Here is a 26,457-nt window from a genome sequence, read left to right as displayed (position 1 = left end):
TCACAGGCCACCTCATCCTGCGGCCCCGCTCTCCGGCGCGCGCCTCGCCTTCGTGGCGCGCGCCGGAGAGCGGGGCCGCCTCAACCGAGAGCCGGCGAGCGCCGCGGACTGCGACGCCCTCCCGTCCCCCGCAAAGCTCTCACGCGCCCGGCGCGCCTACCTGCCCGACCAGCGGGGCTGCCGCTTCTCCAGGAAGGCCATGAGCCCCTCGCGCGCGTCGTCCGTCGCGAGGCAGCCGGCGAGCCGCTCGCGCAGGAGCGGCAGCGCCGACTCGAGATCGAGGTCGTCCTGCGCCGCGAACGCCTCCAGACCGAGCCGCACCGCGATCGGGCTCTTCGCGGCGAGGGTGGACGTCACCTCGTCGACCGCGGCGTCGAGCGCCCCCGGCTCCACCGCCTTGTTGAGGAGGCCGCACTGCGCGGCCTCGTCGGCGTCGAGGCGTTGCCCGAGGAGCATCATCTCCAGCAGCTTGCGGCGGCTCACGTGCCGCTGGAGCACCGCCATGATCATCATCGGGAACAGGCCGACGTTGATCTCCGGCGTCCCGAGCTTCGCGCCGCGGGCGCCGATCGCGACGTGCGACGCCGCGACGAGCCCGAGCCCGCCGCCCAGCGCGTGCCCGTTCACCCGCGCCACGATCGGCTTGCCCGCGTTCGCCATGGCGAGCAGCAGATCCGCGTAATCGCCCTTCACCTCGGGCTGCGGCGCCCCCTCCGCCCCCGAGAGCTGCGCGAAGTCGCCCCCGGCGCAGAACGCGTCGCCCGCGCCGGTCAGCACCACGCAGCGCACCGCCTCGTCGGCCATGCCGGCCTCCAGCGCGTGGAGGAGCTCGCTCACCATCGCCGGCCCGATCGCGTTCTTGCGCCACGGGTTGTTCAGCGTGAGCCGGAGGACGCCCCCCGCGGAGGCGGCCTGGATGACCGTGTACGCGCCCGCCGTCACGACGCCGCCCCCTCCGCTGGGCCCACCGCGTCGTCCCCTCGCAGCCCCAGGATCTGCCGGGCTTCCTCGACGGTCGCCGGCCTGCGCCCGACGTCGCGCACCATGCGCACGGCCACCTCGCAGAGCTCGCCGTTGCTGCGCGCCATCTCGCCGCTCGGCAGATAGAAGTGGTCCTCGAGCCCGCACCGCACGTTGCCGCCGAGCACGAGCGCCGCCGCCAGCATCCTCCACTGCCCGTGGCTGATCCCGATCACCTCCCACTCCGAGCCGGGCGGCATGATCTTGGTCTGGAGCTGGAGCGACTCCACGTGCGCCGGGATGCCGCCCAGCACGTTGACGATGAACGAGAACTGCAGCGGGGGCTTGAGCAGGCCCATGTCGATGAGCGGCCACACGCCCTGGGTGTGCCCTGTATCGAAGCACTCGAGCTCGGGCTTCGTCCCCGCCTCGTTCATGACGGCGAGCAGCTTGCCGATCTTCGCGTACGTGTTCGGAAACACCATATCGAAGTCGAAGCTCTTCCGTGCGCGCGAGTACTTCGAGTAGTTCATGGTGCCCATATTGAGGGCGGCGATCTCCGGGCGGCTCTCGCGGATATAGGTGCACTGCTCGCTGACGTCCTCGAGGAGGGTGCCCGACGAGAAGTTCAGGATCACCGGGCAGCGCCGCCGCACCTCTTCCTTGATCTTCGCGAACACGGCTGGCGAGAACGTCGGCGACCCGTCGTCGTTGCGCGCGTGGATGTGCACCGCCGCCGCCCCTGCGTCGTGGGCCCGCTTCGCCTCCTCGGCGATCTCGACCGGTGTGTACGGGATCGCGGGGCACTGCTTGCGGCTGGCGAGCACGCCTGACAGCGCGCAGGTCACCACGCAGATATCGGGATCTCGCTCGTCTGGCTTCCTCGGTTCCCCGGTGAACGTCGGCTTCTCTCTCATGCCCCCTGCCTCCCTTTCACGTCCTGTCGCCGCCGTCGCTCTTCTTCTGCCCGTCCTGGGCGACCCGCGCGACCACCTGCCGCTGTAGCTTCGTCAAGATCCGGAGCAGATCGCGCAGATCGGTCGAGCTCAGGCTCAGCAGCGCGCTCCGGAAGATCTCCATCGGCTCCACCTGGATCTCGCGGGCGAGCCGCGCCCCCTTCTCGCTGAGCCGGAGGTGCACGACCCGCCGGTCGGCTTTCGAGCGCTCGCGCCGGACAAGCCCTTCTCGTTCCATCCGATCGACGATCCCCGTCACCGTGCTGTTCTGTGCCCGGATGCGCTCCGACAGCGTGGACAGCGACAGATCCTGAAATGACTCGAGCAGCTTGAGGATGGTGAGCTGGGGTCCGGTGAGGCCGAACCCGCTCGCCATGCCCTTCGTGAGCCGGCGCGACTCCGTGTAGAGATAGAGGATCATCTCCACGATGGCGTCGATCTCCGGCCTCTCTGGCTGCGGCAGGGTCGCGGTCACGATGCTTCGTGTACGAAATATTCGCTCCCGCAGGGCGCGTCAAGGCGCGAGCGCCCGCGCCCCGCGCCTACCGAGCGGACGCATCGCTTCCCGTCCCTCCCCCTCCCGCTCCCCTCTCTCTACCGCTTCGCCCTCTACCGCTTCACCCTCTGCCGCCGCTTCCCTCGACGCCCGTCCGCCTGGATCTCCCGGATGCACCACCGCAGCGCCTCCTGGAGGTCCCGGTGCACCTGGACCGACGAGAGCTCGATCCCGAGCGACGACGCCGTCTGCGCCACCTGGGGCTGGACGCCGGCCACGACGCCCTGAGCGCCGAGCAGCTCGATCGTCTGCAGCATGCTGAGGAGGTGCTGCGCCGTCGTCGAGTCGACCTGCTCGACCCCTGTCACCTCGACGATCGCGTACCGCGACTTCGTCTCGACGATCGTGTGCAGCAGCTTCTCCGTGATCTCGGACGCTCGGTGTCGATCGATGCTCCCCACGAGCGGCAGCACGAGCACGCTGTTCCAGACCTGGATGATCGGCGTCGACAGCGTCTCGATCGCGGACTCCTGCCGCTCGATCACCGCCCGCAGCGACTCCTGCTGCTCGACCACCGCGCGGAGCGACTCCTCGGCGCGCATGCGTTCCAGCGTGATCGCGAACATCTCGCCGACGACCTGGAGCAGCGCCCGCACGCTCTTGTCCCACGCGCGGATCGAGCGCACCGCGTCGATCCCCACGACCCCCACGAGCCGCCCCGCGTACGCCGCGGGCATCCGGACGAGCGAAGCGATCCCGAGCTCAGTGAAGGCTCTCCGCTCGCTCGCGGCCTCATCCGGCAGGTCGGCCACGCGCGGCACGTCGCACACCTCGAGGCGGCACAGCCTCTCGACGAGCCACGGATACTCATCCCTGGAGACGACGGACCGCTCCGCGAGCAGCGACGGGACCCCTTCGGCGCACCACTCATGCGTGCTCAGGAACCGCCGCCCGTCCTCCGAGAGCAGGAACAGGCTCGTCCGGTCGGCGCGCAGCGTCTTGCCGAGCTCCGCGAGCGCTGACTGAAAGCCGCGGTCGATGTCCGCGAGCTTCACATTGATGAAATGGGCCGAGATCGACGCGACCAGCATCTTGGTCTCGATCCGCTGCATCAGCGCCCGCTCGACGCGCTTCTGCTTGCCCACGTTGCGCGCCCAGGCGTAGATGAGCCCCTCGCTGGGCACCGAGAGCATCGACCAGGACAGCCAGACGTAGAGGCCGCTCCTGCTCCTGCACCGGTTCTCCATCCCGAGCGTGACGGGCTCCTCCCGGAGCCGATCCAACTGCTCCCGGGTCGCGGGGAGGTCGTCCTGGTGTATGAGATCGAGGAGGTTCCGGCCGACGAGCTCCTCGGCCCTCAGGCCAAGCGTACGCTCCCAGGCCCCGCTCACGCGCAGGAACGCCCCGTCGACCCGCAGAACACAGAGCGGATCGGGACAGACAGCGAAGAACCTCTCCACGTCCGCTTCGTTCGCAGGTGCGTGCATCACCGATCGCCTTAGCCAGCCCACACCCCACGGCTACGGCTCTTTGACGTCCTCGAACGTCGTCCGCGCGGCCACGTGCTCCTCGTTCAGGTTGAGCAGGATCGGCAGGGTCTCGTGCTGCCAGTCGTCGTCGAGGATCCGACGCACGGTCACCCGCCCGGGCACCAGGTTGTACACGGCGTCCACGATATCCATGATGACGTAGAAGCCGTTCGAGTTGCAGAACCGCATCTTCACGAAGTCCATCACCGTGGACGTGATCGGATGCTGCGGGAGGACTCGCGCCAGCTCGTCGAGGTAGCTGGACAGGTACCGGTACGGGTTGTCGATCCGGATAGCGCCCTCGAAGGTCAAGACGAGGCGGTTGTCGTCATCGAGCCGGGCGACCGACTGAAAGACGCTCAGCCCGCCATCCGTGATTTCTCCATAGCTGAGAGCCTTCATACGCGACCTTTCGTGGAAAACATACGCAGCCTTTTCAAGGGAAAGTAGCCTGGACGACGAGAATTCCATCGACGTACTGCGTCGAGAGATGGAATTTGTTCTCTGCGGTCAGCCGAATGAGGCCGAGCCCGCCCCTGCGTCGGTCGTTGCGCCGCTCGCGCACCGTCCTGGCAAAGAGCTCCCTCGGGTCCTCCGCGGCGAAGATCTCGTCGAATACCGCCTTGACGGTTCGGTACTCTTCCGGCGTAACGCGGTTGGAAACCTTGATGAGTAGCCGGTCTGGGTCGATGCTCAGATCGAGTCGTACCTCGCTGTCACGCTCGGTCCCGTGCTGGATCACGTTGGTGACCAGCTCGGTGACGACCACGTTGACCTTCTGGCAGATCCGTCTGGGGTAGAACCTCACCAGCAGCGCGTCCAGAAAGTTCGCAAGCAGGCCGGCCACGTCGCCCGTGATGTGATCGACCGGAGATATATATATCGATGCACCGACCGACGTCTGCGAATGATTCTTCTCGGGCTTCATCAGGCGCACCTTCGCAGGATGATCAGTGTGATGTCGTCCGCGTCCGCCACTCGGAACCGCGTGTAGTCCTCGATGCACCGGTCGAGGATCACCTGCACCGGCTCCTCGCTGTGCTTGACCACGATTTCGTTGAGACGTTGCACGGAATATATCTCCCCGCTCGCGTCCTGCGCCTCGAACATCCCGTCTGTGTACAAGGCGAGGACGTCATCCTCCTCGAACGGCAGCTCGAACTCGTGAAACGGCTTGATGCGCAGACCGATGAAGTTGCTCACCCGATTGAACGAGCGCGGCGTACCGCGACGGACCAGGAGCCCGTACCCTCCGCCCGAGACGTAGCGGAGGAATCGGTCCGTAAACATGACGAAGTTCACCGTCGCGTACCGGCGAACTTCCCGGAGGAACGAGTAGGCGCTCCGGTTCACCCAATCCACGATGGCCCCTGGGCTGTCGAGCCGCTTGGTGGCGTGGGCGAACTGGGCCTTCAGAAACGCCATGATGAGCGCCGACGATACGCCGTGACCCGAGATATCGTAGACACCGATCGCGTGGCGCTCGCCGGGGAGATAGAAGAAGTCGTAATAGTCCCCTCCCACCTGCGCGAGCTGCTTGTGGAAGATGGCCATGTCGAACGAGGAGGCGATGGTCCCGCTCGCCTCCGGCAGCAGGGCGCGCTGAACCTGCCGCGCCACCGCGAGATCGTCGTCGATGGCCCGGTTGTACCCTTCGAGCTCGTTCTCGATGCTGGTCGCGTGCTCCAGGATGGCCTCGTGCACCAGGGAGAGGTCGTCGAAGTCTAGCTTCAGCTTATCGACGTACTCCAAGAGTGCGCTGCAGCGCTCCATGAAGTCGTTGAAGTTACCCTCCTCGCGCAGCAGTGTGTTCCACGCCTGCCGCTCCTTCACGATCGCCCTGATGGCATCCAGATTACTCTGCTTCTGTATGAAGCCTCTGGAGTGCATCGAGCTGAGGTCCTTAGGTGCAGTCATGGCTCGACCTGGACGCGATTCGGGTTGGACGGACGATCCCATCCGATCTCAATCACAGAGTATCATCTCGAAGTTCTGGTTGAACTTCTTGAGGTTGGGCAGCGACTTCCCCTGCCACGGGATGGACTTCGACCCGCGGACGATGAGCTGGAGCTCACCCTTCTTGCGGGTGGCGATCGCGAACTTGTAGAGGACGTTGATCCCCGAGCTGTTCAGGAAGTTCAGCGCCCTGACGTCGAGCGTGATGGTGGGTGGGTTCGTGGCCAGGACCTTGTCGAGCAGCTCCTCGATGGGGGCGTACTCGGTGGTGCCGCCAAGACGAAGGATGCCTTCCAGGTACACCACCACCTCGGAGGGATCGTACCAAACCCGGTAGTTACCACCTTTGATTTCCATTCTCGACCTTTCGTTCAAAATAGGAATCCTGGCCATCGTCTTGATGCTGAAGCTGTTGACCGAGATCGGGTCCAGCTTCCACCCAAGACTGACACCGTAGTCGTTCATGATGATCAGATAGCCGAGCCCCGACCCGGCGTTCTCTGCGTCCTCGGCGTTCGCCTCCGCCTGCCTCCGCAGGAGCTCTCCTGGGTCCTCCTGCGTGAGCTCCAGCAGCTTCTCGCGCAGCGAAGGGACAGCGGCGTTCGTGATCTGGTTGCTGACGAGGCAAACCAGGTCCTCGCGCCCGATGCCGACGGTCACGGTGATGTCACCGTGCTGGTTGAACTTGACGGCGTTCTCAACAAGCTCGTTCAGAACGTAACCGATGGCGCCTGAGACTTCGTCTCGGCTGATGAGCCTGTCCTCGCCGTCGATCTCCGGGAAGAGCTCTCCGAAGTACTCGGCCATGAAATTCGCCGTCAGGTTACACAGGCTCCATCTCACCGCGAACGAGTCGGGGTACAACGTCAGCGACATGTGTTCGCTGAACGAATCGTCTAAAGAGTAGACGCCGATGATTTCGCTCATGGTAATGCCCAGTCTCCCCCTTGCTCATACCCTCTTAATGACAAGTACCGTAATGTCATCATGGATTTTGTTGTAGCCAACGTGCGCCAAGACATCCTCGATGATAGCGTCCTTGATCTCTCTCGAGGTTCTTTCGTGGTTCCGCGAGATCACGTGACACAGGCGGTCGATGCCGTATTGCTCCTCTGAAGAGTCCTCCGCCTCGGTGATACCGTCGCTGAAGAGCGTCACGACGTCCCCGGGCTCGAGCGTCACCTCGATGCTGCTGATGAAGTCGCTGATATCCAGATCGATGCCGATCGGCAAGCCGAGCCCCATGGTCTCGATGCGATCGAGGGTGCCGTCCTTCCGGACGATGATCAGGTCCTCGTGCTGACCGGTGAACTGGAGCTGCCCGTCGCTGTAGTCGAGCAGGGTCAGCGACAGGTTCTTGTCCGAGCGGATCCGCTGGATGTTCTGGTAGATGACCTTGTTGACGATGCTCAGGAACTTCTTCGGGTCCCGCTCGTCGGCGGCGAGCAGCGTCCGGACGGCCGTCTGCACCATCAGCATCAAGACGCCGCTCTCCAGGCCGTGGCCGGTGACGTCGCCGATGCCCATCTTCACGAGCCCGCCGCTCTGGAGCACATCGTAGTAGTCGCCGCCGACCTCGTCGGCCGGGGCCATGTAGCCGGCGATGTCGAGGCCCGGGATCTCCTGGAGCTCGCTCGGCGCCGGCAGCACCATCAGCTGGAGCTGGCGAGCGACGTTCAGCTCGGCGCCGAGGCGGATGTTCTCCTGCGCGAGCTTCGAGTTCAGCTCGCTGATCTCCTCGTTCGCCTTCTCGAGGGCCATCGTCCGCTCGCTGACGAGCTCCTCCAGGTTCGCCGTGTACCGCTCGATGTCGGACGCCATCGCGTTGAAGGTCATGCCGAGCCGCCCGATCTCATCCTGGCTGTCGATGTTGACCCTCATCGAGTAGTCCTTGTTCATCAGCCGGTGCGCCGCCTCGGAGAGATCGACGAGGTTGGCCGTGATCCTCCGCGCGACCCAGGCGATGCCCACCAGCACGGCGAACAGGCTCAGCACGACGACGATGATCTGCTGGCCCAGGATGTTCTTCGCCGTCGACTGGATGGCGCGCTGGGCCGTGTGCACCGTGGAGAAGAGCTCGGACTCGGGCACCACGAACCCGAGCACCCAGTACTCCATGCCGATGGGCTTCTCACCCCGGTAGAAGTTCATCCCGGGCAGGCGCCGCAGGACGATGACGTAGGGCGTGGCCGGCTCGTTGGGCGCCCGCTGGATCGAGACCCGGTGGAAGACCGGCTTCTCGCTCGACGGCATCGCGATCTTCGCGACCTCGGGGTACTGGCTCTGGCTGAGGAGCCGCTTGACCTCCTTCACGCCCTCGTTCTGCCCGTCGCGCGTGCCGATCCCGAGGACCTTCTCCCCCTCGCTGTTGATCGCGAGCACGTTCGAGTCGGACATCGACATGAACGCGAAGCCCGATGACTTGATGTGCACGTGCCGGATGAGGGCCACCGCCTGATCCAGCGTGACGTCGATCGCGACCGCCCCTGCGCAGTCCGCCCGGTCCTTCGTCCAGAGAGGATTGAAGAACGTGACGATATTGCCGCCGGTCGCCGCGTCGATGTAAGGAGGATAGCCGGTCACGTCGGTCTTCGCGACCGGCTTGCTGCTGGGATCCGTCAACCACCTCTGCCATCCCTCGTAGATGCCGGGGAAGAAGGAGTCCCAGAAGTTCTTGTCCGTGTGCCCCGGATAGAGCCTATCGAACGTCTGCGCCATCTCGAGCCAGGGCGTCAGACGCATGATGGGTCGCTCTTTCGACCCCACGTAGTACACCTGGAGCTTCTCGCTCCCGTTCTTCCAGATGGCGGGGCCGAACAGATCGAAGATGGCGTTCTTCTTGACGTCCTTCAGGATCTCCGGCTTGATCGAGCCGTCCGGCTGGAGCATGTAGTGCCACACGCTCATCACGGACTGCTCGCCCGGCTTGTTCTGGGTCCACTTCCCGTTGGGATCGACCTGGAAATCGTCCCTGAAGAAGGGCGATTGGTCGGGGAGGTTGCCTATCGCCTCCGCGGCGTCCGGGTTGTCGATCAGCGTCTGGAAGATCGACGCCGTCATCCGGAGCTCGGAGAACGTCTGCTCGAACAGGAGGTCGAGCCGGAGCGCCGTCGTCTCGATGTAGTTCTCGAGGTACTCGTCGTTCGCGCGGGCCATACCGCCGTAGACCTCGGCGCTGGCCTCCTGCTCCAGTCGTGTAACGTTGTACAGGGCCGTCCCCGCGCTCGAAGCCAGAGCGATGAGAACGCCGAGCGAGGCCACGAGCATGAACTTCGTGCGGAAGCGCCCGGAGGACCGCTCGACGATCCATTGAACGATCGAAAATTTCTTGCGCTCCTTAGCTTCCATATGTCGGCTCGCGGCGCCTCATCGGCTCCTCCAGTTCACTCGATCTATCGCATCAGCCGTTCTGGCTTACGCCCGGAGCCGGCGAGGATCGGCCAGTTCGCGTACCCCTTGTCGCTCAGGATCGCAGAGACATGGGCCCGGAGCCCGATGCCAATCTCCTCGAAGATCACCGGATCAGCGCTCGCCGACGCCGCGACGTCGCCGCAGAATTTGATCCAGCTCTCCACGACCTTCGCGAAGTGGTTCGGGTCGGTGTTCATGTTGTTGATGTCGATGAGATCGCTGCGGATGTCCTCGAGGCCCGCGGTCGCGAGCAGCTCGCGGGTCCTCACGCCGATGTCGAAGTCCATCCCGACCATCCGGCTCAGCTCGAGGTACCGCCGGTACCCCATGCGGATGAGGTCCTGATCCGGAAAGCCGGTGACGCACGCGAGCATCTCGTTCGTGATGTAGACGCGGCCGCCGGGCTTGCAGATCCGGCAGAGCTCCTTCATCAGCTGGTCCGGCATGTGGAAGACCTGGATGGCGAGCCGGCAGGACACGAAGTCGAAGGCGTCGTCGGGGATCAGGAGCGCGGCGGCGTCGCCGTACTGATACTCGATGTTCTCGATCCCGAGGCTCCGCGCGTGCGCCTGGGCGTGCTTCAGGAATGCCCTGGAGTGGTCGACGGCGGTGACGTACTCCGGCTTGTACTCCGCGTTGAGCCGGACCGCGAAGTCCCCGAGCCCGCAGCCGATGTCGGCGACCTTCATGCCCGGACGCAGGCCGTGCCGGTGGAGAAGCTTGCGCTCGTGGTTGTACACGATCTTCTCCTGGGTCCGCAGCACCCGGACGAAGTCCTCATCCTCGATGACGCTCTGGATCGGATAGAGGGCCTTGTCGTACACCTCCACAGAGACGTTGGGATAGAGCTCCTCCATCACCTGGAACTTGCGCATCGCCCAGGGGATGACGCTCGAGATGATGAGGCGGATCTTGAGGTTCGGTCGCTCTTCCACGGCCCACCGGACGAACCGGTTGATCTCGAGGAACGCGACGTTGTTCATGTACTTGAGGCGCTTGAAGTCGAGGGTCAGCTCGCCTGTCGCGTTCTTCGCGGCGGTCTCCAGCGTCCCCCGGATCGCCCGCATCTGGTCGCCCACGAACGGCCGGAGCATGCCGGCGAGGGCGACCTCCTGGTCGTCCTGGTCGACCCGCATGTTGAAGGTCACCGACGAGCGCCAGGATGGCAGGCTCCCCGATGAAGACGACGGCGGGACAGCGTTCTCAGGGTAGATTGAAGCACTCATTTTCATCTACCTCAGTAAACGGCAGCTCGATGTTCAGTGTCAGCGAGGTCCCGTTCTTGGGTTCAGTAAGGCTTAGCGTCGAACCGTACACCACCGCGAGCTCCAGCAGACCTAGAGTCGTAACATCGTTGTCGGGCACGTCGTGCTCGAGCTGCTCTCGGTACCAGGCCATCGGATCCGGCTGATTGAGCAGCTGGACGGCGTGCTTGTAGAACGCCAGATTCTCGCTGCTGGCGGGCACCTCAGCCGTCACGATGATGCGACCGTGGTTCCTCTGGAAGGTGATGATGATGTCGCCCGACGGCTCGTGATTGCGATAGATGGCTTCAAGCAGCTCGTTGAAGAAGGTCGACAGCAGCGTCGCATAGCGCTCCGGGTCGTCCTCGTTTGCGCTCGCGTACCGCGCGAGGAAGTTCGCCATCTGATGGCAGTGGCTCCAGCGCTTGCTGAAGCCAGTGACCGAGAAGTTGGCTGAGATGATCATGCCGCTCGGCGCCATGACCGGCGGTGGTCGCAGCGTCGGGGCTACATCGGTCGGCTTCGAAACGGACATCAAGGCCTCGGGGTTGGTTTGCGAGAGGAGGCAGGACGCAGAGTACCTGGAGTCTGGGTGCCGCGTCGAGTGCATCGCGCTCCCGTTCGAGGTCGCCATGGTGAACTCGGACGAGCACAGCGCTAACGAGGACTGCCTTGAAGATGCCCGGATTGCTACAGGATCGAGACAATAATGTGATATAAATCACACTCGATCGTTGCTGAATATTTGTACAGGTAGAGAAAGGTACCCGTCCGCTGCGCCTCTGGGGGTCCGGACCGCTACCTGCGCAGTTGCCCGGGCTCAGCGCCTTGTGGGAAGACCGCGGCGCGGGTGCTCGTCGGCCCATTTGTCCACAAGTCGACGCGCGCGCGCCGTGCAGCGGCGACGTAGAATTCGCCGCTGCGCGCACCGGCCACAGATCCTGGCAGGCGGCGCCTGCTACCGTCGAAGCCCTCGAGAACACCGTCAAGGGAGGTAATCGAAAGCGCGTCGGTCCTGTCAACACTTTCATGCCATCGCCCGGCACTGCGGAGATGACTCAAGGCGTGTGGTCGCGAGTCGCTACGGAAGTGTGCGGATCTCGGTGGGGCGACCTACCCAGTGCAGGCGGGCGAGGAGCGCGGAGGCGAATGGCCCTCTCCGGCGGGTGGTTTCACAGCGACGTACGGATCCGGGCGCGCACCCCCCGCGGTCCGGCCTCGCGAGAGCGCGCGCGGCCGCCGGCGACGCGCGTTCCGTGAGCTCGCTTGGCCCGCCAACTCGCTCTCTCCGCCGACCGCGGCGAGCGCTGGGGGCCAGGCGCGCGCTCGACGACGATTGCGCTTGACACGCGCCCGCGCGGCAGCCGCGAATAGGCGGCTGTCACCGCGGCGCGGCGCCGCGCCGCTCGATCGCGTCGAGCTCGTCCATCACGGCCTTCACGCGCGGATCGGTGGGATCCACCGCGCGCGCCTTCTCGTACGCTGCGCGCGCGTCCTTCAGCTGGCCCGACTGCGCCAGCGCGTTGCCCAGGTTGATCCAGGCGCTGCCGAGCCTGTCGTCGAGCCGCAGCGCCTCGCGGTAGAGCGCGGTCGCCCTGGGCAGGTCGCCGCGGAGGTGGTGCGCATACCCGAGGTTCGAGCGGTACGTTGCGCGCGTCGGGTCGCGGGCCACGGCCGCCTCGAGGTACGGGACGGCGCGCGCCGGATCGTTCGCGGCGAGGAGCGCCGTCCCGAGATCGTTTTGCAGGCGCGCGTCGGCCGGCGCGAGCTTCGCGGCGCGCTCGTAGGCGCGGATCGCGTCCGCCGTCTTCCCCGCGGCGAGCAGCGCCGTCCCGAGGTTCGCCTGCCGCTCGGCGTCGCCGGGGGCGAGCTCGGCGGACCGCGTGAGCTCGCGGACGGCGTCCTGCAGGTTGCCGAGCGCGAGGTGCGCGACGCCGAGCGCGGAGCGGGCCTCGGCGTCGCTCGGTGCGAGCTCCGCGGCCCGCGCGAGCTCGGAGAGCGCCGCCTCGGCGCGGCCGAGGACGAGGAGGGCGCGGCCGAGCTCGAGGTGCGCCGGCGCGTGGCCGGGATCGAGCTTCACCGCGCGCTTCAGCTCCGGAACCGCGGCGAGCAGCGTCCTGTCGCCCGGCGCTCCGTTGTAATCGGAGGACACCCCCGCCCTGGCGATCGCCGCGCGCTGGGTCCCCACGATCGCCGCGGGGTCTCTCCTGTCGAGCAGCGCGGCCGCGCGATAGGCCTTCTCCGCGGCGGCGAAATCACCTCCCGCGTAGGCGGCGTCGCCCTCCTCGAGCTTCCTGTCCGCCGGCGTGCCGGTGCCGCGCGCGACGCGCGGAGGAGGGCTCGCCGCCGCGGCCTCGCTGGTGGACGGCGCGTCGAGCGGGACGCCCGAGCCGAGCGCCGGCGCTCCCGCCGCGCTCGCGGCGGACGCGCTCCCCGCCGGCGGCGCGGCAGGGGCCGGCGGCGGCGCGGGCGGGTCGAGCGAGGCCGATCGCGCGGGCGCCTCCGCCGGCTGCCGCGCCGCCGGCGCGCCGGCGCAGCCGGCGAGCGCGAGCAGGACCGCGAGCCGGCGGATCGATCCGCAGGAGCTCACAGCTTGTACGGGGTCATCGCGTGCTCCTTGCCGTCGTACCGGAGCAGCACAGGCTTGTTGTCCATCTTCGTCGCCACGCCGACCGGCCGCTTCCAGCACCGGACGAGCGCCATGAGCGTCTCGCGCGCGTAGTCGGCGCGCAGGTCGAAGCCGCCGTGCACGTGCTCGAGCAGGAGCTCGCCGCGGTTGCCGTAGTTGGCGTCGACGACGCGGATGTAGGGGTCGCCGAAGTTCGTGAGCTGGAAGAGGAGCTTCTCCTTCACCTCCTTGAACTCGCGGCTCTCGATCTCGAACCTGTCGTTCCGCCCCGAGAAGCCGAACGTGTACATCTTCTGATCGATGATGAACTCCGGTGTCAGGAACTCGTCGATGAAGGTCACGTCGTTGTAGAGCGCGCGCACCTGGAAGATCTTCTCGCGGCCGAGGCCGAGCCGCATGTCCCAGGTGCGCTTCGCGTCGAGGTCGGTGCACTCCTCCCATTCGCGGCCGAAGCGGCCCTTGTTCCACCGCTCCTCGATGTAGCGATAGAGCTCCACGCCGACCTTGTAGGGGTTGAACCGCCCCGGCGCCGTCGCCATGACACCGGCGTTGTTCTCGGCGTAGTCGATGATCTCCGACGCATCGAGGACCTTCTCGGTCATCATCCTCGAGTGCCAGTACGAGGCCCACCCCTCGTTCATGATCTTCGTCTGGCGCTGGGGCACGAAGTAGTAGGCCTCCTCGCGGATGATCTCGAGCACGTCGCGCTCCCACCGATCGAGCGGCGCGTGGTCGAGCAGGAACTTGAGCACGTCGCGCTCCGGGCGCTCCGGGACCCTGCGATCCGGCTTCTTCTGGTCCTGCCGCTTCTTCTTCTGCGCCGCGAGGATCTCCTCCGGGTTGATGAAGGAGTCCATGTACTCCTTGGCGCGGAGCTTGTAGGTGTCCATCGGCTCCTCCGTGGGCTCCTCTTCCTCCCTGGGCGCCGGGCGGCCGGTGAACGGGGCCCACGGGTCGATCAGGTTCTCGAGCGAGAGGCAGTGGTCGACGAACGCCTCGACCTTGTTGATGCCGTGGCGCTCGATGTGGCGCGACACGCGGGCGCCGTGGTTCGCCATCTTGTCGATCCACTTGCGGTCCGGATCATAGGACTCGCTCTTGCGCACGGGGTCGACGAGCGGGCCGCGATAGTCGAGATCGGTGGACCGGAAGCAGAAGTTGTTCTTGAAGAAGTCGACGTGCGCGTACACGTGCGCCATCACGAGCTTCTGGTCGGTGAGCGAGTTGCCCTCGAGCAGGTAGGCGTACGAAGGGTTGTTGTTGATGACCATCTCGTAGATCTTCGAGAGGCCATACTCGTAGCTCTTCGACAGCTGCTCGTACTCCATGCCGAACCGCCAGTGCGGATAGCGGCTCGGGAAGCCGCCGTACGCGGCGATCTCGTTCATCTGGTCGTACGTCAGCATCTCGAAGATGACCGGGAAGAAGTCGAGCCCGAAGTCCCGGGCGATCTTCTCGATGCGCTCCTTCTCGGTGCGCAGGTACCGGGGGAGCGCGGTGTTCAACGCGAACTTGCTCATACCGCTCTACTTCCCCTTCCCCAGGAAATCCTTGATGCTGCCCACGATGGCGTCCTTGTCCCTGATCTCGCTCACCACGACCCGGTCGTCATGCGAGAAGTGCTCCTTCAGATCCTTGATGAACTGGCCAGAGCCGTACGGGCTCTCGACCTGCCCGTAGGCGAACATGTTGACCCGCGGCAGGAGCTGGTTCTTGAGCACGTCCACGCAGGAGAGCGTGTCGTCCATCGACCAGTTGTCGCCGTCGGAGAAGTGGAACGGGTAGATGTTCCACTCGTGCGGCGGGTAGTCGTTGTCGATGATCTGAGAGCAGAGCTTGTAGGCGCTCGAGATCATCGTGCCGCCGGACTCGCGCGTGTGGAAGAACGTGTCCCGGTCGACCTCGCGGGCGATCGCGTCGTGGATGATGAAGCGCGACTCGAGGCCCTTGTACTGGCGCGTCAGCCACGCATCGATCCAGAACGACTCGATACGCACGATCTCCTTCTGCTCGTCGCCCATCGAGCCGGAGACATCCATCATGTAGATGATGACCGCGTTCGCGACGGGCTCGGTGATCGTCTTCCACGAGCGGTACCGCTTGTCGTCGGGGATGGGGACGACCACAGGCGCCGTCGGGCGGAACGTCCCGCTCGAGATCATCCGCTTCAGCGCCTCGCGGTACGTCCGCTTGAAGTGACGCAGCGACTCCGGGCCGACCCGGCGGATGCCCGAGTAGCGGTCGTGGGCGTTCGAGATCTTGCTCTTGCCCTTGTCCATGATGTCGGGCAGCTCGAGCTCCTCGCCGAGGATGCCGGCGAGCTCCTCGAGCGTGACGTCGACCTCGAGGAGGTGGTCGCCCTCGCCGCTGCCCGCCTGCCCCTGCCCGGGCTGCTTGTCGTCCGAGCCTCCCACAGGATCGCCGGGGTTGCCCTCGCCCTGCCCCACGCCACCGCGCTGCTTGTCGCCGAAGCGGAAGCGCGGGATGTCGATCTGCGGAATGGGAATCGAGACGAGGTCCTTTCCCTTTCGCCCGATGAGCTCGCCCTGCGAGATGTACTTGCGCAGGTTCTCGCGGATGCGGCCGCGAACGATCTGACGGAAGCGCCCGTGATCCTGGTCGATCTTCAACGACACGCTGGCGAGTGTAGCATCGGAAGCGGCCCCGGGTCCGAACGTTCGGCGGGCCGCCGAGGTCTCCCGCACCGCCGTCTCGCGCTCCCCCTACCGCCGTCCCCTACCGCTCCGTCCCGCCACGCTTCACGCCGCTTCACGCCGCTTTCCCCACCGTCACGCCCGCCCGTCATGGACTGCGCCCGTGATAGCCTCGAGCCCGTGCTTTCCCGAGCGCCCGCCCTGCTCCTGGTGGTCCTCCTCGCCCTCGCGGCGCCGGCCCTGGGCTGCGGCTCACGCGAGCAGCTCGTCGGGCTGTCCGAGCTCGCGGACGCAGGGGGCGCCCCCGACGCACGTCCGGACGCGACGGTGTGCCGGGAGGACGGGCTCCCCTGCCGGGGCGCGGCCGACTGCTGCAGCGCCGCGTGCGCGCGGGGGATCTGTGGCGGCGGCAGCTGCGCGCAGGACGGCGCGCCGTGCGACGCCCCGGGCGACTGCTGCACGGGAGCGTGCTGCAGCGGCGCCTGCCGCGATGGCGGCTGCGTCGAGGCGTGCTCGCCCGATGGCTCCGGCTGCGACGCGGGCGCGGACTGCTGTTCCGGGCGCTGCAACGCGGGTGTCTGCGGCGGGTGCAGCCCCGACGGGGAGGCGTGCGGCTCGGCCGACGCGTGCTGCTCCGGCGTCTGTGACGAGGGCGTCTGCGGGGGCGTGGCCTGCTCGCACGAGCCGTGCGCGATCGGCGCGCCGCTCACGGCGGACTGCGGCGGCTGCGAGGCGGAGATCTGCCGGTTCGACCCGTTCTGCTGCAGCTCCAGCTGGGACGAGATCTGCGTCGGCGAGGCCACGGGGCTCTGCGGGCTGACCTGCGGCGCGTGCGCCGGAGACGGCAGCGCCTGCGCGTCCGACGCGGCGTGCTGCAGCGGCGCGTGCGATCCGGTCTCCGGGTGCGTGACCGAGTGCAGGCCCGACGGCCGGCCGTGCGCGGGCTCGGACGAGTGCTGCGACGACGACTGCCAGAACGGCCTCTGCGGCGGCCCCGCCTGCCCGTCCGACGGGACCGCGTGCGGGGGCTGCGTGGCCGAGAGCTGCTGCGCGCAGCTCAACCAGTGCCTCATCAGCCTCGCCTGCGCCGAGGACGTGGCGTGCTTCTTCGGCTGCCTCGACGAGGGGAACGGCCCCGCGGTCTGCGGGTTCGAGTGCATGAACAGCCCCGAGACGTTCCAGCTGCTGCGCTGCGTGGGCAGGAGCTGCGGCGGCGGCACCTGCTTCTGAGGGACAATGCGAGGAGCGATCGTGCGAGGCGCAATGGGAAAGGTGTCCGCGCTGGCGTGGGGTCCGGTGCTCGCCGCGTTGCTCGCGGCGTCGGCGGCGCCCCTCGCGGAGGCCGCGCCGCCGCGGGCGCCGCCGGAGGAGGCCGCGCCGCGCGATCTCGCGGTGGTCGGCCTGCTCGTCGATCTCGAGAAGATGGTCGAGGTGCAGCAGTCGCTCGGCTGGACGATCGATCGGTACGAGATCGACGAGATCATGTCGCCGGCGCTGATGAGCGTGTGCTCGGCGACCGCGGAGACGCGCGCCACCGCGCTCGCCGCGCTCGACCGGCAGATCCTCGAGCTCGGCGGGCCCGTCGAGGAGGCGTTCCGGCGCGGCGGGGGCGATCTCGACGAGGTCGCGGAGCTCCTGTTCGCGACGCGGGTGCGCGCGCTCCTCGCCGAGGCGATGCGCCGCGCGCGCGGCGCCGGCGATGCGCCGGCCGAGTGCCCGTTCTGGCTCCGCCCTTCCCCGGCCTTCCGGGGGCGCGAGACCGACGCCTACCGGACCACGCTCAACGTGGAGGGGGGCGGCATCGTGGTCCTCGAGGGCGCGGCCGGCCGGGTCCTCCCCGGCGCCGGCGGCTCGGCGCGGATGCTGCTCGGCAGCGGGCTCGACGAGCGCTGGACGTTCCTGGCCGGCGGCGAGTTCGGCGGCACGGCGCAGCTCGAGCAGACGGAGACCAAGACCCGCTTCCCCATCAGCTTCGTCGCCGCGTTGCCGATGGTGCTGCGCTACCACGCCCGCACCTGGCACTACGAAGGCGAGCTCGCCTCGCTCGCGTACTTCACCCAGGACGACCTCCGCTTGAGCCCGGGGCTGCGCGCCGGCGCGCTGGTCGGCGTCTCGTCCCTGCGGATGCGGGGCGTCATGCCGTGGGCCGGTCTCGGCATCGCGGTCGAGCACGTGCTCGAGACCCACCGGCGCCCCGCCCAGTGGAACCTCAAGGGCGGCGTCCGCGTCGGCTTCGACTGGGATTTCTGAGCGCTTCCGAGCGGGTCTCCGGCGCCGATCTGCCGCGTGCCTGACGCGCAATAGGCGCTTTCGCCGGGGTGGGCTACAGCGATTCCTGATTTCGATTCCGGTACTTCCCGCCGATTTTCCGACCGGGAAAGAGGAAAGGCTGTGGCACCATGAGTCCACGAGCGAGCTCATGTCGAGAGAGCTCGGGGGGAGGGCTCAATGCCGAGAGGCGAGACAGCAAAGGATACGTCCAAGCAGCGGAAGCGGGTCGGGAGCGGCGAGCGCGAACAGGCTTCGCCCGCGACGTCCCAGGGCGAGGCCGGCCGGACGGCGCCGGGCAGGCGGACCAAGGCCGCGGCCAGCGGCGCGAGGAAGACCGCGAGCCCGACCCGGCGCGCGACCCAGGCCGGGAAGGGGGCGCGCAAGGCAGGAGCAGGCGCCGCCGCGCGACCGGGCACGGCGCGCACCACAGCGGGGGCAAAGGCGGGGGCGAAGCCAAGGACGGGCAGCGCGGCGAGGAAGGCGGCCGCCGGCCAGACGAGCGGGCCGCGGAGCGCCGCGGCCAAGAAGGCGGCTGCTACGAGGAAGCGGGCCGCCGCCGGAGGAGCGGCGGCGGGGCGCGCCCGGGGCACGGCCGGGCCGGCGGCGGCCGGCGGGCGGAAGACGGCGCGCAAGGCGGCGAGCACCAAGCGGGCGACACCGCAGCGCGCCGGCGCGGCGAGGCAGCCGCCTGCCGGCGGGCGCGGTGGAGCGCGGCGGACGAGGTCAGCGCAGCCGGGCGCGCAGAGGGCCGGCCAGAAGCGCGCGACCGCCGGAAGGCGGTCGGCCAGCTGAGCCGCAGCGTCGGGCGCGCCGCGCGTCGCGGAGCGCCCGCCTGCATTTTTCCTACAACAGCAGATCTCAGCGGTGCCCGGTCAGGGCTGCGACGGCGACGGCTCGCCGACCATGAGGACCACCCAGGTGGCGGTCAGGAAGTGGTACGCCGTCCCGCCGAGCCCCGACAGCGTCGCCCCCCCGCGCGCGCGCCTCGCGCAGAGCGGGCAGCCCGCGTCACCGCGCCGGCCAGCGAGGTACCGGCGCGAGGACGGCGGCAGGGACGCAGGACAGACCTGAATTTCATCGCCCTCCATCGCTCCGCACACCCCCCCCATCCCGCTCTGCGGCGGAAGCGCCTCCGTGCGCCCGGTACCCTGCAATGTCCCGGGAGACCGCGGCGCGAGGCCGCCTTCGCGAGGCCCGCGCTCGATGGTCCCACATGCAGCCGCTGGCGTAGGGCGATGCTGGACCATCGTAGGAATGCTCCTTCGGGCGAGCCGAAAACCAGCGACCCAGGCTCGGGAGTGGCACCGCACTGCGGTTGAGATTCATGCTAGCAGGATCCCCGGGCCATGCATGGATGACATTCCGTATGTGCGTGGTGCTTCCCACCGCGACAGCCTCTTGTCTCTGCTGTCGTCCTCCTTGCCGTCTTGCTCTGCTCAATCGCTGTCGCAACGCGGCGAGGAAGAGCGGCGGAATGGCTGGCAGCGTGAGCCTCCGGCCGATCGCGCGCAATGTGAGAACCGACGGTCCAGGGCTCACGGCCTCGCGCGTCAGGCGCAGCGGATTGAAGCAGGGTGTTCCGGAGAAACGCTCAGGCGTGGCCCGATGACGAGCGACGCTCGTCCAGGGGCGCGGGGCGCCCATTTCCCGCGTTCCCGCGCGTGGCCAAGCATCGTTTACGGCAGCTCGGGAGGGGGACGACGTCTGTCGGGAGAACGCTGAGTTCCGTCATGCAGCCCTGGCAGAGGGCTCCGGGGCCGGCCCACGGCGCAGAGCGGGCGGGCGGAGTCAGACGGGGGGCGTCACTGCGGAATGGGAACCTGCGGCACCTCGTCGTCGGGCACGATGCAGGACGACAGGTCGAACAGCATGAAGAGCAGCGCCTTCTCCTGAGGCGTCAGCTCCTCCTCGGAGCACCCCTCCGGGAAGGGCGGGCCGGTGACGTCGCCCGCGGAGACATGGATGTCCGTGAACACGAGGCGCCCGCACTGCTGATCTTCGTCGACGCCGATGGGCGTGTTGAATGTGAAGTACTGGACCCCGGCCGGCTCAGGCTCGTTGTAATAGATCCACCGGGTCGAGGTGCCCTCGACCACGTCGTTCACCGTGTGCTGCGCCCCGTTGATCACGATCTCGCCGGGCGCGGTCGACGCGCCGACGTTGACGAGCCAGTCCGCCAGGGCTTGCCCCTTCGGAAGCGTGGTGTCCACGAGCGCCGTGAGGGGGCTCACCGGGTCCTCGTTGAAGTTGTCCCAGACCGCCGTGCTCGGGAACGGCGCCGGCCCCCGCTTCAGCCAGACGTTGTGCCAGTGGGACGCGAACACGCGCCCGCCCATCGAGGTGTAATCGAGCATGGCCTGGCGCGCCGTCTCCGGCTTGTCTTCGACGTGCGGATCGGCCTCGCAGGCGAGGATCACCATGTCGTACTGGCGCAGGCTGTCGACGGTCCCCCAGAGGCTCGTGGCCGGCGTGAGCTCCACACCTTGATTGAGGCCTTCCGCATACCGCGTCGTCACGGGGTGCCCCGCGTCACCACGGCCAGCGAACAGGTTGATCCGCCCCGTCCCGGTCTCCGGAGTGAACTCGCTCTCGTCGATCCCGAGCTTGCGCAGCAAGCACTCGAGGGGATCGGCGCCGCCCGTCGTGAGGGCGATCTTGGGGATGTGCCCCTCCGCCTGGTTGCGCGGCAGCCGGACGACCCCCGCATCCGTCGCGGTGTCCTTGCATCTCTCGACCACCGGGAGCGTGATCTCGCGCCGCCACTTGCCCACCTGGACGACGAGCGGGATGCTCTCGCCAACCGGCACGTCCTCCAGGACGAAGCTTCCTTTCGTGTCGGTCAGCGCCGTCACGAGGGGCGAGCCCGAGAGCGTCGCGCTGCATTGATCGCACGTCGCGCCGTCGGTGAGCGGATCGAGCGGCGCATTCGGAACGTAGACAATCACGTTGTAGAGGGGCAGTTTGCCCGAGGGGTCGTAGACGGTGCCGCTCACCGTGGTCTTCGCCCCGTTCTCGCATTGGACCTGCTGGCATTCGAGGCCCTCGCACGAGCCGTTACCCCCCAGGCCGCCCCCGCCGACATTCGCCAGGAAGCCGCCGAAGCCGCTGCCGAAGCCGCCTCCGTCTCCGTCTCCGCCTCCGCCACCAGGCCCCGCGCCGCCGGATGCCGGGATCGCCGTGCCTCCCGTATCGCCGCAGGAGCAGCCAGCGATGACGCCCGGCGCTACAGCGATCGCAGCCATCAAGACTCCCGCCTTGCCCGACCAAGTCAACATTTCGAGCCTCCCGGGCGATGCGAGCAAAGGTACCCTGCTGCCGCCCAGTCTCTATCGTAGGCCAGAGCGTAGAAATCGGGAAGTATGTCCAGCAAAGAGCAGGGATGAAGCGATAGTAGATCAGGGTGAGCCCTGATACTCCTGACCACTGCCTCCGCGCAGGACGCGCGCATCTCGGCGTCGGACGGATCGAACAGCGGATCTCCGCGCCTGCGACATGTGCGCGACACGATCACACGAAGGATCGACGCGTGGGTGATTGTGATGGAGCACGCCGCTCCAGCGGCTGCGCGCAATCGCGCCGCGAGCGAGGCGAGCGACGCCGCGGGTGCTGCCGGAGCTGGCCGCGCGCGGCGACGGCTGTCCGGGGCTGTTCGATCCGGACCGCCGGTCAGTGCGGATCGACCCGCGTCAGCCCGAACCAGAGCACGACGTGCCACCGCTCGTGCCATTTCAACAGCACCGGCCCGATCGCGACCCCGGTCGACACGGTCCGCAGCTCGTCCTTGAACGCGCTCACGGGCCAGGGATTGCCGAACGCCTTCTCGCCGTAGGTCAGCGCGAGCGTCGGCTCTCCGTCGAGCTCCGAGGGCACGAGCTGCGCCTTGAAGCGGCACACCTTGCTCCCGAGGACCACGTTCGTGCCGGAGTTGCCTCCATGGTCGAACTCATTCCCTTTCCAGGGCATCCAGCTCGACGCGAGCGCCCTGATCAGCGGGCGGGTCGCCAGGTGAACCCCGGCCGTCGGCTGCAGGGCGAGCAGGCGCCCTCGCGGCGCGTCGCCGAGCTCCGCCGGATCCGCCGGCGTCCCTGTGCCGTAGATCTGCCTCAACGCATCCGGGTGCGCGCCGATGAGGCTGTCGAGGGAGGTCACCTGGGTGAAGCGATGGCGCCCGTTCGCCGCGCCTGCGTTCTTCTCGCTCTGAGTGTTCATCGGATCGCCTGACATTCCACCGCGCCCGGTCGAGGGTCAACGGCAACCATCAGCGCGCGTCGCCCGGCGCGCTCGCCTCCCCCCCGGACCCCGCGCTCGGCGCCGCGCCGGGCGCGACGATGGCCTCGTACGCACGGCGGACGCGCTCGGTGATCGCGCCGTAGCGCGCGAGCAGCTCCCTCGCGGCCTCGGCCGCGGTGCGGCCCCGGATGCCCGTCCGCCGCGCGAGGAGCGGGACCCCGGGCGCGTTCTCCTCGAGCAGCTGCGAGGCGTCGGCGTGCACGATGCGGATCCGCTGCTCCAGCTTGCGCAGGAACGCGTGGCCCTCCCGGAAGATCTCGGCGTGCGCGGCCGAGAGGTGCCCGGCCGAGGCGAGCGCGTCGATCGCCCCGAGCGTCTCGGTGGTCCTGACGCGCGGGTCGGCGCCGTGGCGGATCTGCAGGAGCTGCACCGCGAACTCGATGTCCGCGAGGCCGCCCCGCCCGAGCTTGAAGTCGCGGCGACCGCGGCGCTCGTGCGAGAGCTCGCGCTCCATGCGCAGCCGGAGGCGGTGGATCTCCTCGGCGATCCGCTCGAAGTCGTCCGCCTGGAGGTACGCGGCCTCGTGCGCGATCGCCATCGCCTCCGCCCCGAGCCCGGAATCGCCGGCCGACGCGCGCGCCCGGATCAGCGCGAGGCGCTCCCAGATCGCCGCGCGGATGTGCCGCGCGGGCGACGGCTCCGGCTCCGCCGGGTCCGCCCCGTCCGCGGGGCGGATGCCGTGATAGCGAGCGAACGAGTCGATGGACGTGACGAGCAGCCCCTGGCTGCCCGACGGGCGCAGGCGCGTGTCGAGCTCGTAGCCGGGGCCCGCCGCGTGCGACATCGAGATGAGCCGGATGATCTGCCGCGCGCGCCGCGCGTAGTAGGTGCCTGGATCCGAGCCGGGACCCTGATCGCCGGACGGGGCGCACGTCGGATCGAACAGGAAGAAGACGTCCAGGTCCGAGCCGTAGCCGATCTCGCGCCCCCCGAGCTTGCCCATCGCGATCACGGCGAGCCCCCGCACCGGCTCCCCGGGCGGCGTCCCCAGCGCGAAGCGCGTCGCGGCCTCGAGCGACGCGTCGGCCAGATCCGAGAGCGCGAGCGTCGCCTCGCGCGTGCCGACCTCGCCGCTCAGGTCCGCGAGGCCGACCTCGATGGTGACGCGCGCCTTCGCGCGCCGGAGCGCGGCGATGAGCGCCTCCTCCGGATCGTCGTCCGGCGCGGCCTCGCTGAGGCTCTCCTCGATCGTGTGCCTGATGACGTCGGCGCTCGGCGCGCCGCGCGCGAACAGGACGACGTCGACGAGCTCGGGGTACCTGACCATGGCGTCGCCGATGAACGCGCTCGACCCGAGCGCCTCGACGAGCCGGCGGAGCGCGCGCGGATCGTCGCCGAGCATGCGCGCATAGACGGCGGAGTGCCTGATGCGGGAGAAGCACAGCCGGAGGAAGCGCGCGGCCTGCTCCGGATCGGCGGCGTCGACGACCGCGGCGAGCAGCGTCTCCGCGAGCGACGAGGACGCCTCGCGGCTGCGGGCGCCCAGCAGGCCATCCGGGTGGCGCGAGAGCTCGAACAGATCGTCGGCGACGTCGCGGAACCGCGCGGTCAGCGAGGTGTTCGCGCCCGGCTCGGGCGGCGCGCCGGCGGGCTGCGCGTCGAGGTCGGCCGCCGCGACGTCGGCGGCGGCGGCCTCCGGCTCTCCCCCCGCGCCGCCGAGGACGAGCACGGCGTGCTTCGCGAGCGCCTCGGCGAAGGCGTCGCGATCGCCGTGATCGAGCGCGGCCATCGCCTCGATCCACCGCGACGGCCGGGAGCTCCCCTTCGGCAGGAGCGACAGGAGCCGGGCCTTGATCCGGCTCCGGCGCTGCGCTGTGTCGGCGAGGAACGCCGCGGCGTCCTTGAAGCGCAGCGTCCGGGCGAGGCGCTCGATCTCCGCCTCGCTGTCGGGGAGCTGGTGCGTCTGCAGCCCGGTAGCGGACTGGACCGCGTGCTCCGCGCGCCGGAGCGCGAGGTAGCCCTCCACGAGCTCCCGCCCTTCCCGGTCGGTCACGTACCCGAGCGCGCGCAGGCGCCTGAGGCCATCGAGCATGCCCTGCGCGCGCGCCCGGGGCACCCGCCCTCCCCAGATGAGCTGCAGGATTTGCACGAAGAACTCCGCCTCGCGGATCCCGCCGGGGCCGAGCTTCAGGTCGCGCGACGCGTCGTGCGAGAGCTCCGCGCGGGCGCGGTCGACGAGCTCGATCATGTCGACGGCGAGCTGCGGATCGACCTGGCGCCGCCACACGAACGGGCCGAGCACCCCGAGCGCCTCGGCGCCGAAGTCGAGATCGCCGGCGATCTCGCGGGCGCGGAGCAGCGCGGCGCGCTCCCAGAGGCGGCCGAACGACTCGTAGTAGCGCTCGGCGGCGGCCAGCGAGTTGACGAGCGGGCCGCTCCGCCCCTCGGGGCGAAGCCGGAGATCCACGCGCCAGACGAACCCGTCCTCCGTGACCTCCTCGAGCGTCGCCGTGAGGCGGCGCGCGACGCGGGCCCAGAAGTCGTGCAGGGTGACCGAGACGGCGCGGTCGTCGGAGGGGCCCACGTGCCCTTCGTCGGTGTCGTAGAGGTAGATCAGGTCCACGTCGGAGCCCGCGTTGAGCTCGTCGCCGCCGAGCTTCCCCATGCCGAGGACGACGAACTTGGATCGCGCGCCGGTCGCGGTGCGCGGCTCTCCGAACCGCGCGGTCACGGCCGAGACGGCCTCCGCGAGCGCGACCTCGATGGTGGCCTCGGCGAGCGCGGTGAGCTCACGCGCGGTGACGTCGATGTCCGCGCCCCCCGCCGACGGCGGGAGCATCTCGCGCAGCGCGATGCGGATCCGCTCCTCGCGCGCGATGCGCCGGAGCTCCCGCCGGACGCGAGCGGCGTCCGAGACGTCGCCGATGCGGCCACGGATCCGCGCCAGGTAGGTGGCGCGGTCGCGGGCCGTCTGGTGCCCCTCCGCCGCGAGCCGCTCCGCGAACTCCGGATTTGCCTCGATGATCGCGCCGATCGCGGGGTAGGCGGCCGTGAGGAGCGCCGCGATGGCGAAGGCCATCGTCCCGGGGTGCAGGCGGGGCGCCAGCCGCGCCGCGCGGTCCTTCACGCGTTGCTCATCGATCGCGTTCGCGATCTCCAGGAGCCTCGAGACCTGTTGCATGGCGGGAGGCTAGCAAGACCGTGGGGGCGCGAACGCCGGTTCCGCAGCGCCCGACCGCCAGTTTATCGCCGCCAAGCGTCGCCTCGCGCCTTGGCGGCGTCGCTCTCAGATCCTATGCTCGCCGGGTGCGATTGCTCTGCGTTTCGGATATCCACGGCCACGCCGACGCGCTCGCGGCGGTCCTGGCCACCGCCGAGCGCCGAGGTTACACCCAGCTCCTGGTCGCCGGAGATCTCTGCTTTCCCGGTCCGAAGCCGCTCGAGACGTGGCGCCGGCTGACGCAGGCCAAGGCGGTTTGCGTACAGGGCGTATCGGATCGCGCCCTGGCGACGCTGGACATCGACAAGGTCAGGCCGCGAAGCGAGCACGAGCGGGCGCGGCTCGATCGTCTGGCCCAGACGCGCACCGAGCTGGGCGAGCTGATCCTTGCGCGGCTGGCGCGGCTCGCCCCGACGCACCGCCTGCCGCTCGAGGACGGCGGCGAGCTCGTCCTTGTCCACGGCTCCCCTGCGGATCCGCTGGAGCCGATCTCGCACGACATGACGGACGAGGAGGTGCTCTCCCTCCTCGGCGACGACCCGGCGGATGTCGTGATTTGTGGTGGCTCCCACGTCCCGTTCGACCGGATGGTGGGCGGCGTGCGCATCATCAACGTCGGCTCGGTGGGTGAGGCGCCGTGCTCGGTGCGGAGCGACGTCGACCGGATGCGCGGCGGAGCGCGTCCTGCCGGCGAGCTTGTGCGCAGCGGGGCCGTCTCCTACGGGGCCGGGCACGCCGATGCGACGTTCGTCGAGCTCCGGGCGGGCGAGCTCTGGGTCGAGCAGCTCGTGGTGCCGCTCGGCAGGGCTGCCTGAGCGCTCCGGTGAGCGGGAGCGCCGCGCGCGAGACGCTGGAAACGCGGGCGGAGCTCGTCGCGCATCCTACCAGGCAAGGAACATCG

The 26,457-nt window shown here is 68.6% G+C and carries 22 protein-coding genes; 4 read left to right on the top strand and 18 right to left on the bottom strand.

Annotated features, from left to right (window positions below; genetic code table 11):
• Positions 1–156: 156 nt before the first annotated feature.
• The 14 genes from WME75_RS09250 to WME75_RS09185 all read right to left on the bottom strand — a co-directional run bounded on the left by WME75_RS09250 (position 157) and on the right by WME75_RS09185 (position 15,817).
• On the bottom strand, positions 157–942 hold the full coding sequence (locus WME75_RS09250; protein ID WP_437488676.1) for an enoyl-CoA hydratase/isomerase family protein: 786 nt from the start codon (positions 940–942) through the stop codon (positions 157–159).
• A complete protein-coding gene (locus WME75_RS09245) occupies positions 939–1,877 on the bottom strand; it encodes a 3-keto-5-aminohexanoate cleavage protein (protein ID WP_437488674.1) in 939 nt (312 codons plus the stop codon). Before WME75_RS09245 ends, WME75_RS09250 begins: the two co-directional genes overlap by 4 nt.
• A gap of 16 nt (positions 1,878–1,893) precedes the next feature.
• Complete coding sequence (locus WME75_RS09240) at positions 1,894–2,391, bottom strand: MarR family winged helix-turn-helix transcriptional regulator (protein ID WP_437488671.1); 498 nt, start codon at positions 2,389–2,391, stop codon at positions 1,894–1,896.
• Positions 2,392–2,525: 134 nt separating this feature from the next.
• Positions 2,526–3,899 (bottom strand): PAS domain S-box protein, encoded by a 1,374-nt coding sequence (locus WME75_RS09235; protein WP_437488668.1) that lies wholly within the window; start codon positions 3,897–3,899, stop codon positions 2,526–2,528.
• A gap of 33 nt (positions 3,900–3,932) precedes the next feature.
• Complete coding sequence (locus tag WME75_RS09230; protein ID WP_020734190.1) at positions 3,933–4,343, bottom strand: hypothetical protein; 411 nt, start codon at positions 4,341–4,343, stop codon at positions 3,933–3,935.
• Between the two features lie 34 nt (positions 4,344–4,377).
• On the bottom strand, positions 4,378–4,869 hold the full coding sequence (locus WME75_RS09225; protein WP_437488665.1) for an ATP-binding protein: 492 nt from the start codon (positions 4,867–4,869) through the stop codon (positions 4,378–4,380).
• A complete protein-coding gene (locus WME75_RS09220; RefSeq protein ID WP_437488662.1) occupies positions 4,869–5,858 on the bottom strand; it encodes a PP2C family protein-serine/threonine phosphatase in 990 nt (329 codons plus the stop codon). The genes WME75_RS09225 and WME75_RS09220 overlap by 1 nt, the downstream gene beginning before the upstream one ends.
• Before the next feature lie 48 nt (positions 5,859–5,906).
• Positions 5,907–6,824 carry a slr1658 superfamily regulator gene (locus WME75_RS09215; protein ID WP_012234413.1) on the bottom strand — a complete coding sequence of 306 codons (918 nt, stop codon included), beginning with the start codon at positions 6,822–6,824 and terminating at the stop codon, positions 5,907–5,909.
• A gap of 24 nt (positions 6,825–6,848) precedes the next feature.
• Positions 6,849–9,245, bottom strand: coding sequence for a SpoIIE family protein phosphatase (locus WME75_RS09210; protein WP_437488659.1), 2,397 nt, complete (start codon positions 9,243–9,245; stop codon positions 6,849–6,851).
• 44 nt (positions 9,246–9,289) lie between these two features.
• Complete coding sequence (locus WME75_RS09205) at positions 9,290–10,456, bottom strand: methyltransferase domain-containing protein (protein WP_437488657.1); 1,167 nt, start codon at positions 10,454–10,456, stop codon at positions 9,290–9,292.
• A 55-nt stretch (positions 10,457–10,511) separates the two neighbouring features.
• Complete coding sequence (locus WME75_RS09200; protein WP_437488654.1) at positions 10,512–11,087, bottom strand: hypothetical protein; 576 nt, start codon at positions 11,085–11,087, stop codon at positions 10,512–10,514.
• Positions 11,088–11,933: 846 nt separating this feature from the next.
• On the bottom strand, positions 11,934–13,142 hold the full coding sequence (locus WME75_RS09195; protein ID WP_437488651.1) for a tetratricopeptide repeat protein: 1,209 nt from the start codon (positions 13,140–13,142) through the stop codon (positions 11,934–11,936).
• Entirely contained in the window at positions 13,139–14,701 is a 1,563-nt protein-coding gene (locus WME75_RS09190; RefSeq protein ID WP_437488648.1) for a SpoVR family protein, read from the bottom strand. The genes WME75_RS09195 and WME75_RS09190 overlap by 4 nt, the downstream gene beginning before the upstream one ends.
• Positions 14,702–14,707: 6 nt before the next feature.
• Positions 14,708–15,817, bottom strand: coding sequence for a DUF444 family protein (locus WME75_RS09185; RefSeq protein ID WP_437488646.1), 1,110 nt, complete (start codon positions 15,815–15,817; stop codon positions 14,708–14,710).
• A 198-nt stretch (positions 15,818–16,015) separates the two neighbouring features.
• On the opposite strand from WME75_RS09185, the gene WME75_RS09180 reads away from it, so the two are divergent.
• From WME75_RS09180 to WME75_RS09170, 3 genes are all read left to right on the top strand, one after another.
• The gene (locus WME75_RS09180) at positions 16,016–17,065 is read left to right on the top strand and encodes a hypothetical protein (RefSeq protein ID WP_437488643.1); all 1,050 of its coding nucleotides are present in this window, start codon (positions 16,016–16,018) and stop codon (positions 17,063–17,065) included.
• Positions 17,066–17,098: 33 nt separating this feature from the next.
• Positions 17,099–18,085, top strand: coding sequence for a hypothetical protein (locus WME75_RS09175; protein WP_437488640.1), 987 nt, complete (start codon positions 17,099–17,101; stop codon positions 18,083–18,085).
• A 198-nt stretch (positions 18,086–18,283) separates the two neighbouring features.
• Entirely contained in the window at positions 18,284–18,898 is a 615-nt protein-coding gene (locus tag WME75_RS09170) for a hypothetical protein (RefSeq protein ID WP_437488637.1), read from the top strand.
• An 80-nt stretch (positions 18,899–18,978) separates the two neighbouring features.
• Here WME75_RS09170 and WME75_RS09165 read toward each other — a convergent pair whose 3' ends face one another.
• The 4 genes from WME75_RS09165 to glnE all read right to left on the bottom strand — a co-directional run bounded on the left by WME75_RS09165 (position 18,979) and on the right by glnE (position 25,517).
• A complete protein-coding gene (locus tag WME75_RS09165) occupies positions 18,979–19,194 on the bottom strand; it encodes a hypothetical protein (RefSeq protein ID WP_437488634.1) in 216 nt (71 codons plus the stop codon).
• A gap of 714 nt (positions 19,195–19,908) precedes the next feature.
• Positions 19,909–21,348, bottom strand: coding sequence for a carboxypeptidase regulatory-like domain-containing protein (locus tag WME75_RS09160; protein ID WP_437488632.1), 1,440 nt, complete (start codon positions 21,346–21,348; stop codon positions 19,909–19,911).
• A 424-nt stretch (positions 21,349–21,772) separates the two neighbouring features.
• Entirely contained in the window at positions 21,773–22,315 is a 543-nt protein-coding gene (locus WME75_RS09155; RefSeq protein WP_437488629.1) for a hypothetical protein, read from the bottom strand.
• Between the two features lie 49 nt (positions 22,316–22,364).
• Positions 22,365–25,517 carry a bifunctional [glutamate--ammonia ligase]-adenylyl-L-tyrosine phosphorylase/[glutamate--ammonia-ligase] adenylyltransferase gene (gene glnE, locus WME75_RS09150; RefSeq protein WP_437488626.1) on the bottom strand — a complete coding sequence of 1,051 codons (3,153 nt, stop codon included), beginning with the start codon at positions 25,515–25,517 and terminating at the stop codon, positions 22,365–22,367.
• A gap of 125 nt (positions 25,518–25,642) precedes the next feature.
• Here glnE and WME75_RS09145 point away from each other — a divergent pair, with 125 nt between their 5' ends.
• Positions 25,643–26,371, top strand: a complete 729-nt coding sequence (locus WME75_RS09145) for a metallophosphoesterase family protein (RefSeq protein WP_437488624.1) — start codon at positions 25,643–25,645, stop codon at positions 26,369–26,371.
• Positions 26,372–26,457: the final 86 nt, after the last annotated feature.

The sequence above is a fragment of the Sorangium sp. So ce1014 genome, assembly GCF_051521505.1.
Lineage (GTDB): Bacteria > Myxococcota_A > Polyangia > Polyangiales > Polyangiaceae > Sorangium.
Note: the sequence above shows the minus strand (reverse complement) of the source record. Positions and strands in the feature narration are given on the sequence as shown.